Raw genomic sequence first — 12,791 nt, 5'->3', positions numbered from 1 at the left:
TAGGGCATACCGGAACCTTTGGGCTAGATCCAATAAACGCTTGGGGAGAGAATACCTCTACTTTTTCAGAAGCAATTCTGTCTAAGCAAGTAATCTCTGTGAACCAAGAATCCCCGTCTCTTTAGAGCGGGGAGTGTCAATTAATACCCAAATCTGATCACTGATAACTGATCACTGATAACTGATAAGATGAATCCAAAATTTAAAGATATTACTGCTTGGGAACAGGCACAATTGTTAATGCAACCGGCATTTATTCGGGTGCTGGATAATCTGCGTAAACAGTTAGAAAATTCCCTCTGGAAAGGAACCTATACAGAAATTCAAGATCCCTATCCCAGTTATCTGCTCTGTTTGACTTATCTCGATCGCTCCGTTACTGTAAATATTTGGGAACTTTGTTTTCAAGTCTGTTTTCTCGATTATCCCACCGATGAAGGAGAGAGCGTCACCATCGATACCAGTCTCCTCGATCCCACCGGTGAACTAGATTGGCAGAGTTTGGAAACGAAAACCGAGCGTATTATTAACCGATTATTCGCTAATTTACCCCAATGAAAGCAGCGTTAGAAACGATCAAGGCAGAGTATGCCGCTAATTTTCTGAAAAATTACAGTAATGATCCCCAAAATTTAGCATCCCAAACAATTTTAATCGATCGCTCCGATTGGGGTTTATTAGAATTAAAAGGCCAAGACCGACTGCGTTTTCTCCACAATCAAACCAGTAACGCTATCGAGCGCCTGAAACCGGGTCAGGGTTGTGAGACAATTTTCCTTAACTCTACCGGTCGTACCCTCGATTTTGTCACAGTTTACGCCAGCGATGATTCCCTCCTCATCCTCGTTTCTCCCCAACGTCGTCAATTTTTACTGGAATTGATCGATCGCTATATTTTCCCCTTCGATAAGGTTGAAATTAGCGACTTAACCGATAATTTTGGCATTTTCACCCTAATTGGTACTGAAAGCGGGCAATACCTGCAAAAAATAGGCATTCCAGAGCAGATTTTAACGGGGGTGCAGCATAGTCATTATCTCCTTTCTGACCCCCCCCTGAGACTGGCCGTCGGCACCGGCTTAGACCTACCCGGATATACTCTAATCGTTGCCGCCGCCGAAGCCGGTCCCCTCTGGGAAAATTTAATAAAAAATGGCGTTACTCCCGCCGATGAGCAGGTGTGGGAATACCTAAGAATCCATCAGGGCCGACCGGCAGTCGATCGAGAATTAACCGAAGATTATAACCCTTTAGAGGCCGGTTTATGGCGAGCGCTCGTTTTTGATAAGGGTTGTTATATTGGTCAAGAAACTATCGCCCGTCTCAACACCTATAAAGGCGTAAAACAAAGACTTTGGGGCATAAAACTCAGCCAACCCGTCCCTAGCAATACCCCGATTATTTTAGAAGCGCAAAAAGTCGGTTTACTCACCAGTGTGCTGGAGGATTTTGGCTTGGGTTATGTGAAAACAAAAGCGGGAGGAGAGGGTTTAAAAGTACAAATCGGCGAGGCAACAGGAGAATTAATCCCTTTACCCTTCCTCTCTCACGAATACCCCTTTCAGTGAACAGTGAACAGTAAACAGTAAACAGTAAACAGTGACCAATCACTAATCAATGATAACTGATAACTGATAACTAATAACTGATAACTGATAACTGATAACTGATAACTGATAACTGATAACTGATAACTGATAACTGATAACTGATAACTGATAACTGAAAAAGTCCCTAACCCCAGCGACTAGCGATGGGCATTCGCCAACCAGTGCCAAAAGCGCGATCGCTAATTTTTAGACCAGGGGGAGCTTGTTTGCGCTTAAATTCGGCATTTTTCACTAATTTAATCACTTTCTGCACAATTTCAGGCTCAAAACCGGCGGCGATAATTTGTTGGGCGGATTGATGGCGATCGATTAATAGTGCTAAAATAGCATCTAAAATCTCGTAGGGAGGTAAAGAATCTTGATCCTTCTGATTGGGTTTTAATTCAGCACTAGGAGCTTTATTAATCACATTGAGGGGAATAATTTCCCCGTGCCGATTTAACCAGCGACAGAGGGAATAAACCCTGGTTTTCGGCACATCAGCAATCACTGCTAAACCACCATTCATATCACCGTAGAGGGTGCAATATCCCACCGCCATTTCTGATTTATTGCCAGTGGATAATAGTAAATGCCCGAATTTATTAGAGAGAGCCATTAATAAATTACCGCGAATGCGTGACTGAAGATTTTCTTCAGCAATACCGAAATCAGTCCCAGCGAAAAGACCCTCTAAAAGTTGATCATAAGCGGTCATAATTTCTTTAATTGCTAACTTCTCACTTTTGATACCTAAATTATTAACTAAAGCCACTGCATCGCTAATGGAATGGTCGGAACTATAGGGAGAAGGCATCATCACAGCGAGAACATTTTCTTTACCTAATGCGTCGGTGGCAATAGCGGCAACTAAACTGGAATCAATGCCACCACTCAAGCCAAAAATTACCCGTTTAAAACCGCATTTCTGCACATAATCTCGTACTCCTAAGACTAAAGCTCGATAAATTTCCTCATCTTCATCGATGGGTAAAGGATGAATAACTGCGGGTAACAAATCTTGATTAAACTCGATCAATTCTAAGCTAGAAGTAAATGCTTGGGCGCGATAAATCACTTCTCCTTGTCTGTTAAAAGCAACGCTATCACCATCAAAAATTAAATCATCATTACCTCCCACTTGATTGACATAAACTATAGGTAAATTATATCTAGTGGCACTATGGGATAATAAAGATTCTCGCAATTTTTGCTTACCGACACTGTAGGGAGAAGCGGAAAGATTAACGATTAAATCCACTCCCAAATTAGCTAAATCGGCGATGGGATTAACCGCGTATTGACGCTGACCCCAAAATTGTTCATCATTCCAAACATCTTCACAGATAGTCACACCGATTTTAAAATTATTTTCTGTTAGTTGAAAATATTGACTTTCTTTCCCGGAAGCAAAGTAACGATCCTCATCAAAAACATCATAGGTAGGCAATAAACGTTTAGTAAAAATTTGTTTAATCTCTTGACTTTTTACCAAAGCTATGCTATTAAATAACGGCTTTTCTCCCCGGACTGTTGCGGAGGTATTTTTTTCGACAAAACCGACTAATACAGCTAATTTTTCTGGTAATTCTTGGGACAATAATTGCAATTGTCGAGACATTTTCTCAACAAAACCCAGATTTAATAATAAGTCTCTGGGAGGATAACCACAGAGGGATAATTCCGGGGTTAAAAGTAATTCCGCTCCCCGATTAAATGCCGTTTGAGCGGCCTCTAAAATCCTTTCGGCATTTCCTTCGATATCTCCAACAATGGGATTTAATTGAGCGATAGCAATTCTCATATTTTTTCCTATTTAAACAAAAACTAACGGTTGCTCTTTAAAGGGAGCAAAAGCTTCTTCATCAAAGCGATATAAACTAGCAGGACGACCAGCACCACGAGAGACTTTTAAACCCATATCTTTGAGAAATCCTAATTTCAAGAGCCGATTTCTGAAGTTGGAATAATCACTAAAATTTTTACCTAAAATTGTCTCATAAAATTGATAAAGATCATTTAAAGTAAATAATTCTGGTAAAACCTCAAAAGCGACGGGACTATATTCTACTTTATTGCGTAATCTTTGCCAGCCATAAGCTAAAATTTGACCGTGATTAAAGGCTAAATTTGGCACTTTATCAATCATATACCAAGTGATATTATAATCCCGTTCAGTGATTAATTTTGCTTCTTCAAACCGCACTAAAGCGAAGTAACTCACCGATAGATAACGTTTCCCAAAACTCTCGGCCGCTGCCGGGAAATCTACCTCTGGACCGCCAAAAGTATATAACTGTTCTAGATAGAGATTATTGACGCTAATTTTCTCGGCTAAAATTCGATAGGCTGCCGTTTCCAGTGATTCCCCATTTCTCACTAAAGTACCGGGTAAACTCCAGTAATTACTAAAGGGTTCTTCCCGTCTTTTAATCAGAAGCACTAGCAGCCGATTTAATTGGGTATCAACGGAAAAGATCACGTTATCAACTCCGACTTTAAAATCAGCTAGAGATTTATTAGCTAGGGTTTTTGGCAGCTTCATGCGTAAAGTTTTTGACCTTCAATATAATCTTTAATCGGTGCGGGAACAGCCTGTTTATCGCCTTTTTCTCGATAATCTGTTGAGGATACAGCCGGAGCAAAGACATCGGCAATCAGACAATCACCTCCTAATTTTTCCAGTTGTTCAATATCATCTTGATTAATAGGATATCCGGGACGGGGAATCACGAGAATTTTGACTTTTTCTAGTAATTCTTGGCTGCGATACCAGTGCCTAATTTGTCCGGCTAAATCCGAACCAATGACTAGGGTATATTCCTCCTGTTCTCCCCAAATTGCTTGCGCTTTTTCTACACTAATTAAGCTCCGTCGATCGCTTAATTCTCGTCGCAGTTGTATATTATCTCTTGGGGGTTGAATATCCCCGATGAGCAAATTTAACATCCTCAGACGATGTTCGAGACTGGTTTGATGATTTTTAAAGGGATTATCGGCAGCCCAAACCGCAACGATATCGTACTGTTCCGATAACCATTTTAGTATGGCTTGATGACCGGCAGTGGGAGGATCGGCACTGGTTCCAAAAAGGGCAATTTTAAGCATAGGATCTAATTGCTTGCTCACTGAGGGATTAGTTTAAGTCTGCTCAAGCTTGGCAAAGATTAACTTCTCCCCATTATAGTTGATTTTACCAAAATAGGGCAAGAGGATCAGTAATCTCCTGCAAAAGTAAGTTATCGAGTCGCTATCGGGTGAAAATGTCTAAAACCCCGGATAAATTTGACATAATCTTAGGTTTTATGAATAGGATAGTTGTCTCTTATCTTTTGTCTGCTACTGAAGATTTTTGATTTTTGCAGGAGGTATTATTTTTTATAAAATTGGTGAACTAATTCTCAAACGTACTAACCCACAAACAGAAGGAGGCAAACCCATTACGCCGCGCTATGACTCCCGTAGCACTTAGCAGCCCAAACCACTGAATCGATTTCTCCCTTTTGGAGTTTTTCTAGCGGGGTTGCTCCCTCTAAACGAATATCACCCGTAAGCAGAAAGATTATTTGTGTCCAAGCACCGTCTTCTTTTAAGACGGCTAACACTTGGTCTAAACCTAACAAAACTTTGCCATCAATAAATTGCCAAGCGGGATAAACTAATTCTTCGTTGACAGATAAACCTAAGACTCGATGATTGAGCCTCATAGTTTCTAATTCCAAAGAACTACAGGCTAAAACACTACAAACCTCGGTGCTGGTTAAGGTTCCTCCTTGCTTAGATAGGAACCGCTTCTTCGCGTCTTCGCCTCGTTTAATTGCAGCTGCCAACGGAGGGGCTAAAGCTAAAGGAGATTGTGTTTTTTGTATAGATTCTAACATTTTTAAGCAACCCTACCACCGTGAACGTATTTTGAATCCTTGATTAGTTTTTAGGAAGACCCTATCTACGTCTCATAATAACAGATGGTGGGCATTGCCCACCATACATATAGCAATTCTATTTGAGATTTAAACTGTCACCTATTGATGGCAAGGAACTTAAGCCCCTTGTCTATATTAACCATCATTTAGTCTGCTTTTTTTTCGCTGTGTATCAACTTTAACCCTACATTAACATACAGATGGGCAATAGTCATCGGATGAATTGCTTCTGGCAACCGTCCTGCATATATCGGTACAGAGAGTCCGGCTAGAATCAAGAGTAACCCCAGATTCTTTTTGAGATTAAATTTGTCGTTAGTTTTCATAACATTTGTGAAATTATACACCTCTTTTATATCAAGCAAGGTTATTCTATGTCACCCAATAAAAGTTGTAATTTTGATACTTTTTTAGGCTTTAAATTTGTAACAATTATTGGTTTGACTTTGCAATAATTATTAGTTTAAAGATTCAATAATTTTTGGTTTAGCTTTGCAATAATTGTTGATTTAACTTTGCAACAATTGTTGGTTTAACTTTGCAATAATTGTTGGTTTTCAATTCCAGAATTTTGAATTATCGTACATACATAAGGTTCATCCCGTATTGCATAAATGGAGGGGAATGGTATGTCGAATGCAACTGTTAATCAAGCAATTATCAACTGTGTATATGTAAACCGCACAGAAAAAACAGCTATTCTCAAAATTGACTTTATGGGACAATGGCTAGAGCGAGTCGTTGAGGTGGGCCAAGATTTTTGTTTTAAAGCTCCTGAAGGGGGACACTTAGATATTTTTACCTATGAAATGGCTACGATGATTCTGGAGGATAGAGTTCCCTGTCGGGAATTGGCGATATAAGGGAGGATTTGGGCAATAATTGTTGGTTGATTTCTCTTTTGGTTTTATGGGACTATCTCAGAAGCAATATAACTTTCCGGTTATTATTGCAATCCACTTTGAAAAAGTATCGGTGACTACAAATACAGCCATGTTGACTACCTTAAGATCGATGACAACCTCAACCGAAGGAGAGATACTTCTATGGCAACTCCACCCTCATTATGCGATGCCCAAAATCAGGCAAAAAACTGTGGTTTGGATATCCGCAAGCTAGAAGCTTTGTTGGAAGAAATCGAACAAAATATTATTCAACGCTTTCTATCTGAAAAATACAAAATTATTTTCTATCTGGCGGCTACAGGTCTTTTTTCTGCGGATGACCTGGCTGAAATGTTCAATCATGGCCAAAAAAATCTGAACGCGGATTTCAACAAAAATCTAGGATCCCATCTTAAGGATTACCTTGAGTTAGATGACAGTGATCGTCTGGGAATTACTTCCCTAAGAAGGATTCTTTTCAAGAAAGGTTATTGCGTCATTGAAGATATTTTGACAACTAGATACGCAGAGAATTCGGAATTAGAACGATCTGCCTCATACACAATTAGTACAGAATCAGACCACTGAAAACTAGCGCATTTTTGAGGAGATTAATTTCAAATGAAAACTGAAAATTTATTGGACGTAACAAAATTGGCCAGTCGCCATCTTGACACAAGTGATGTATTGGTATTGTTAGCTCAACTAAAAAATGAAAAGGATAGAGATCGCCGGGCGGAGATTATCAGAACAATAGGACAATACTATAATCCTGAATCTCAAGCAACTCAAATCTCTGAGCTTCAAGTAATAAAAACGCTTTTAGATTTGGGCAATGATGTAGGTTCTGATGATTTTGTGCAATACGAAATCAAGCTTAGTCTGCATAAGGTAACTACTCATCCTAGTATAAATATTGATTTTTTTCTGGATAACTTAGAGGTATTCCAATCAAAAGATAACAATTCTCAAGCCCCAAAAGTATTAATTGATGCTGATCTAATTGAAGAGTTTTTATTACGAAATCAGACGACTCTTAACAGGGAAGCTACTAGGGTTATGGGACTTGTTTTAGAGGGAAAAATTAATCCTTACATCGGCGAAATAGGATTAATCAAAATTTGGCATAATATCAAAAATCTGAAATCTCAAGAATATGCCAATCGTGCGATCATTGAACTTCTGAGTAAGATTAACGTCGGCCAAGTTAACTTGAAAGAAATTGACCTAGAAAAATATCCCAACGTTAACTTAAAAACGGCAATTCAAGTTGAGATTGCCAGAAAGTATGGCTTGGCAGGTATTATCACCATCAGAGATCGAGAATTCATTGCCAGTGGATATCCTTTTGTGGGTTCCCCTTCCCTATTCTTACAGTTTTTAGGGGAAGATACCTCGCCAGCATCTATCGAAAGAACTCTCAAAAATCTCGGTAAAGCGGCAATGGAAAATGAACAAGTAAAACTCAATCGGCTTTTAGAGAATGAATTTCAACAAAACTTATTCTTTGAAGATAATCTCGTTCTCTTTCAAGGCTGGAAAATTGAGAACTTTGAAATTCTCTGTGCTAACAACAATTTAACTTCTGCGACAGTTATCTTATGTAATACAAAAACCCAAGAGCGTTACACTGAATCGGCCTTTAAAAAAGGTTCAGTAGATGCACTTTGTACTGCCTTTGATGAGGCTCTAGCTCATTTAGTTGAAATTAAACATCACCTTAAATCTATCTATTTAGCTAACTTGACACCGGGTAAACAAGGAGCCACAACTGTCAAGGCGGTGGTTGAGTATGATGGTAAAGAAGTGATTACTATCCACACCCATGAAAATATTCTCAAGGCTTATTTTTTCGCCTACGTCAAAGCGATGATTGCCGTTTATGCACCCGATGAATATCACCCCGATATTCATAGCACAAAAGAATTGACATATTTGTACAAAATTGGCGAACGAGATTTTCGGGGACTGAATTTCAGCCAAGTCAATTTAATGGATGGTGAGGCCAATCTTTCCGATGCAAAATTGATGGAATGTAATTTCAGTAAGGCTAATCTTTCGGGGGTTAATTTAACTAATGCTGATTTAACAGGAGCCGATTTAAGTCATGCCAATTTGAGCAAAGCTACTCTAACGGGAGCTAATTTGACCGATGTTAAATTAGATGAAAATAATCTAACCCTCCTTGATGGCACAATTTTGACCAACACAATTATGCCTGAAATTACAATGGAAATTATTGGCGAATCCCGTTTAGAAAAGGTTGCTCAACTACTCAAACACATTGATCCTCAAAGTGAATCTCGAATCTTGGCTATTCACTCCATGACAGATTCCATCTGGTGGGATAATCCTCTTGGTCAAAAATTCTGGGAAGTTAACGAAGAACTAATCAAAAGGGAGATTTCTATTCAACGAGTCTTTATTCTTCCTGAAGTTCCGACTCAAAAGCATTTACAAGTGATTCAGGAACAACTTAACTCTGGCATAAAAGTTGCTTGTATTTGTCATGAAAAAGCTAAAGATATTCAAGAATATTATTGGCATAATACCAACCTATTGATTAGCGAAAACTTATCTGTGCCAAGAAATTCTTTTACAGCGAGAAGAATTATGAATGGTCAAACAGAATCAGGTTATATTTCCTATCAAACAAGAGTTGTAGAGACAGATAAAAGTCTCTTTAACGCTCTATGGGAAAAATCCGAAAAACTCTCTACTCAAGCTAATATTCAGGAACAATTAGCAAACCTGAATACCTGACAGGGTAAGCGCATCTTAACAATACTTGACAAAATGAACTTTATCTCGGTTGTCAACCGCGTTTGAGATGCGCTCACTCTACCGACGCGGTATGGCACAAAAAAGCAAAAGGACGGCTATGGATAATAACTAGATGATTGCTATGCTGAGACCCTTTTGTCAGTCCTAATTGAGATGCTCTTACCCCACCACAATCCCTAAAAAATAACCATAAAATTAATTAATAGAATATCGGAGAAAGACAAACATGATTATCGCTCAAGAAAAACCGACTATTGCGACAGTCACCAAAAACCCTGTCACTTTGGAAGCATATCGGGCGATCGCTGAAACTGCTCAGGAACGTTATGAATATTGCCATGGAGAAATGATTCTTATGTCTGGAGGAACCGCGACCCACAGCGCAATCGCGATCAATATCTCGGTTTTTTTGGGATTTTTATTGAGAGATAGGGATTTTCGTCTGTATAACAGCGATCTGCGGGTGTGGATTCCTGAATATCATTGCGGAACCTATACCGATCTCATGATCGTTAACCATGAACCAGAATTTAACGGCGATCGCAAAGACGAAATTCTTAATCCTTTATTTATTGTAGAGGTGCTTTCCCCCGCCACGGAAGCCTATGATCGAGGTGATAAATTTAGAAAATATCGTTCCCTGCCAAGTTTTTGTGAATATCTGCTCGTTAGTCAAACTGAACCCTACGTTGAGCAATATTTCAGACTCGAACAGAGCGATCGCTGGCAATTACAAACCTACGATCAACTTAGTCAAATAATCCCCCTAGAGAGTTTAAACGTTGAACTTCCCTTGCTAGAAATTTATCGTCGTGTTAGTTTTGCGGCAGCCTCATAAATCGCTTAATCGATTAATACCCTTTCTATTCTGTTTGCATAAAAAGCGATCGCCCCACAGTTTAAGCTTAAAAAACCGCCATCGACAAAGAAGCGCTACATTTATTGAGGATGGTTAGGCAGAGAATGATATTGAAAAATGCCAAATATACTGCCGACACTGCCAATACTGAGAATACTGCCGACACTGCCAATACTGAGAATACTGCCGACACTGCCAATACTGAGCATACTGCCGATACTAACCAGACTTAAAATGCTGCTGGCACTAGCGAGACTTAAAATACTGCCAGCACTGCCTAAACTCAAGATACAGCGATAACTAGCTTTGCTCAGATAATTAAGACCAGAAATCATTTTAAATCGGGGAAAGATTGGGGAATAGTTAGGGAAGTATTTTGCCAAACCTGTTGTAAACGCATAGCCGGCATAGTTAGATAAAGAATATCACCTTGATCGAGAGTGATTTCCAGTAATTGCCAACCGTGGATAGTTTGACCTTGTTTTTCTAAGTAAAGTGGCACAAAATCGGCATTCATCGCCGCTTCCTTGACAATTTGCCCCATAAAAGGATGATTCGGTGTGATTAATGTAGCCAAAGCAACCCAGAGGAGATCATCGGTCATGCCATTACCGAGAATTCTACCGCCCAAAGCGGCCGCAGCAAAGGAATAGGTAGCCAGATCCCGGGGACATAATACCGTATCAAAATCAAAAACTTCTTGAATTGATCGCCCGAATTGTTCCTGAGAGCAGCGTAAAACTAGATTAATTTTAGGAGCGATCGCTTTAGCGGTGAGAGCAATCTCCACATTAATCATATCCTCGTAAGTAACCACGATCAAAGATTCAGCGTTGTTAATATTAGCGGTTTCTAGGGTAGCCACTAGACGCGCATCCTCGATGATAACGGGGATTCCCCAGGAGCGCACGGAATGCAAAAATCGATTATTGGGGTCCGATTCGATCACCACCACTTCACAGCCTTGCTCGTGCAATTGTCGCACGATCCGGGTGCCGATACCTCCTAAACCACAGATAATGTGATGATTGCGGACGGGAATGCGGGTAGCATCCCAAAACTGTTTAAAGCGACTACCGAGGATAAAATCGTTAAGGAGAGCATAACAGATACCGATAACCCCTGCACCGACAATCATCATGACCACGGTAAAAATTTTGATACTATCGGGGGTAGATTCGGCCACTTTTTCGTTACCTCCGGCGCCGGTAATCATCCCGACGGAGAAATAGAGGGAATCGACGAGGGAAATTTTTTGATTAACGCTGAGATAGGTAACGGTAGCAAGGGAAATCATCCCCAAGAGGGAAAGGGTGACAAGAATTACCGGTTGGACATAGTGCTGATAGGGACGCAGATTGAGCAGATTTCTCAGCCACTTTTGCAGTTTAAAACGCTGTTTTGCCCTAATTGTCGGTTTATTGCCGATAATGAGATGATCGCCAGTTCCGAGTTTTTTGCCTAAAAGAACTGCTGAAACCAGATCAATTTCGTCGTGAGCGGGGAGATAATAGATTAACATCCGGGCCGGATCGTCCCAAAGTTCGTAGAGGGGTAATCCCCACCAAGGATGATTTTCCTCGATAATTATCTCTTGAATTGGCCAAAGGCGATCGAATAGCTGTAATTGACCGATAGCTTTATTACCAAGGGCAGCAAAGGAAAAGATCGGAGCCGCTAGGGAAGCAACGCTCATGCTAACGTGAGCAGGTAGGGTTTGATCGAGTCTTTCTCCTAAAGTTTCGTTAAATAGTCGGTTAACTATCCGAATTTTCGGGTTAATTATCCTTGCGCGGGTGAGAATTTCCAGATTGAGTGCGTCGTTATCAATGGCCAAAACTAGGGTTTCTGCATCTGGAAGGCCAGCTTGCAGGAGAGTTTTAGGAGAGCAGGGATCGCCGATGATAATATCAGACTGGTATTCGCAGACCATTTGGCGATCGCTAATCGCTACTACTGCCGCGGATTGTTGTTTGAGTAAACAAAAGATTTTATAACCCGTGCGACCTAATCCACAGACGATGATTTGCGGTTTCATTCGTCGAGCGCATTTTTTGCTGATTAACCTTTCAGTTTTAGCGCAAAAACTAGGAAAAATCTGTAACTAAAGCTGCAATGCTGCCAGTTTTCCCAATCAGGCTTTTAAAATGATAAAATAATCATCATCATCGATTGAATCACTTAGGTCTTGACTCGCTTTCTTTGGGATAAATTTAGTAAAGATTACCTCGAAACCTTTCTCTCTTCTTCCGGTGACGTGAAAACTAGCCTTGATGTGACGGCAGAAACTCAAGAAATCGATGTGTATTTTCGACCGACTTCCCCGGAAATACTGCCCGAATTAGGTTTATTGGGTAAATTAGCTCAAACCCCTTGTCTATTTGAACCCTATCGCAATCCAGTCACGATTGAGGGCATTATTGCTTGTTTATCTAAACTGTTTACTGTGCGGGAACAATTACAAAGAGAAGCTCACCGTCATCAACAACCCTTATTAGCAGAAAATATTCCCAGACTATGGATACTTACCCCCACGGCTAGTCAAAGAATTATAACTGCTTTTTCCGCTCTCAATAATCCAGATTGGGGAGAAGGAATTTATTTTTTACCTCCAGCATTAACCACAGCCCTTATTGTCCTGCATCAATTACCCGAAACCCCTGAAACCCTCTGGTTAAGATTATTAGGTAGAGGAGGAACCAGAACCAGAGCGATTGATGAATTAGAGGCCTTGTCTCCTAGTCATCCCTTT

Annotated in this window: 12 protein-coding genes and 1 pseudogene; 7 read left to right on the top strand and 6 right to left on the bottom strand. The window is 40.2% G+C overall.

Annotated elements, in window-relative coordinates; translation table 11 throughout:
* Positions 1 to 189 precede the first annotated feature (189 nt).
* On the top strand, positions 190 to 558 hold the full coding sequence (locus IM479_RS00115; protein WP_008200332.1) for a hypothetical protein: 369 nt from the start codon (positions 190 to 192) through the stop codon (positions 556 to 558).
* Complete coding sequence (gene ygfZ / locus IM479_RS00110) at positions 555 to 1,568, top strand: CAF17-like 4Fe-4S cluster assembly/insertion protein YgfZ (protein WP_287684888.1); 1,014 nt, start codon at positions 555 to 557, stop codon at positions 1,566 to 1,568. The genes IM479_RS00115 and ygfZ overlap by 4 nt, the downstream gene beginning before the upstream one ends.
* 166 nt (positions 1,569 to 1,734) lie before the next feature.
* Here ygfZ and IM479_RS00105 read toward each other — a convergent pair whose 3' ends face one another.
* The 4 genes from IM479_RS00105 to IM479_RS00090 all read right to left on the bottom strand — a co-directional run bounded on the left by IM479_RS00105 (position 1,735) and on the right by IM479_RS00090 (position 5,470).
* The gene (locus IM479_RS00105; protein WP_287684887.1) at positions 1,735 to 3,393 is read right to left on the bottom strand and encodes an NAD+ synthase; all 1,659 of its coding nucleotides are present in this window, start codon (positions 3,391 to 3,393) and stop codon (positions 1,735 to 1,737) included.
* Between the two features lie 12 nt (positions 3,394 to 3,405).
* Positions 3,406 to 4,134, bottom strand: a complete 729-nt coding sequence (locus IM479_RS00100; RefSeq protein ID WP_287684885.1) for an NUDIX hydrolase — start codon at positions 4,132 to 4,134, stop codon at positions 3,406 to 3,408.
* Positions 4,131 to 4,697: a nicotinate-nucleotide adenylyltransferase gene (locus IM479_RS00095; RefSeq protein WP_287684883.1), complete on the bottom strand. Its 567-nt coding sequence runs from the start codon at positions 4,695 to 4,697 to the stop codon at positions 4,131 to 4,133. Before IM479_RS00095 ends, IM479_RS00100 begins: the two co-directional genes overlap by 4 nt.
* 332 nt (positions 4,698 to 5,029) lie before the next feature.
* Positions 5,030 to 5,470 carry a hypothetical protein gene (locus IM479_RS00090; protein ID WP_287684882.1) on the bottom strand — a complete coding sequence of 147 codons (441 nt, stop codon included), beginning with the start codon at positions 5,468 to 5,470 and terminating at the stop codon, positions 5,030 to 5,032.
* Between the two features lie 671 nt (positions 5,471 to 6,141).
* Here IM479_RS00090 and IM479_RS00085 point away from each other — a divergent pair.
* The 4 genes from IM479_RS00085 to IM479_RS00070 all read left to right on the top strand — a co-directional run bounded on the left by IM479_RS00085 (position 6,142) and on the right by IM479_RS00070 (position 10,018).
* Positions 6,142 to 6,375 (top strand): DUF1830 domain-containing protein, encoded by a 234-nt coding sequence (locus tag IM479_RS00085; RefSeq protein WP_002743647.1) that lies wholly within the window; start codon positions 6,142 to 6,144, stop codon positions 6,373 to 6,375.
* Between the two features lie 183 nt (positions 6,376 to 6,558).
* Positions 6,559 to 6,984, top strand: a complete 426-nt coding sequence (locus tag IM479_RS00080; RefSeq protein ID WP_287684880.1) for a hypothetical protein — start codon at positions 6,559 to 6,561, stop codon at positions 6,982 to 6,984.
* Positions 6,985 to 7,017: 33 nt separating this feature from the next.
* Positions 7,018 to 9,159, top strand: coding sequence for a pentapeptide repeat-containing protein (locus IM479_RS00075; protein ID WP_287684879.1), 2,142 nt, complete (start codon positions 7,018 to 7,020; stop codon positions 9,157 to 9,159).
* Positions 9,160 to 9,406: 247 nt separating this feature from the next.
* Entirely contained in the window at positions 9,407 to 10,018 is a 612-nt protein-coding gene (locus tag IM479_RS00070) for a Uma2 family endonuclease (protein ID WP_287684877.1), read from the top strand.
* A 101-nt stretch (positions 10,019 to 10,119) separates the two neighbouring features.
* Here the strand turns inward: IM479_RS00070 and IM479_RS00065 are convergent, their stop codons facing one another.
* Together IM479_RS00065 and IM479_RS00060 are read right to left on the bottom strand one after the other, a co-directional pair.
* A complete protein-coding gene (locus IM479_RS00065) occupies positions 10,120 to 10,374 on the bottom strand; it encodes a hypothetical protein (RefSeq protein WP_158200201.1) in 255 nt (84 codons plus the stop codon).
* Entirely contained in the window at positions 10,371 to 12,077 is a 1,707-nt protein-coding gene (locus IM479_RS00060) for a potassium channel family protein (protein WP_287077868.1), read from the bottom strand. Before IM479_RS00060 ends, IM479_RS00065 begins: the two co-directional genes overlap by 4 nt.
* 150 nt (positions 12,078 to 12,227) lie before the next feature.
* Between IM479_RS00060 and IM479_RS00055 the strand changes: the two are divergent.
* A pseudogene (locus tag IM479_RS00055) lies at positions 12,228 to 12,791 on the top strand (DUF4351 domain-containing protein); the annotation flags it as partial.

Source organism: Microcystis sp. M165S2 (assembly GCF_020245885.1).
Taxonomy (GTDB): domain Bacteria; phylum Cyanobacteriota; class Cyanobacteriia; order Cyanobacteriales; family Microcystaceae; genus Microcystis.
The sequence above is the reverse complement of the archived record's forward strand: the minus strand, read 5'-3'. Positions and strand labels throughout refer to the sequence as shown.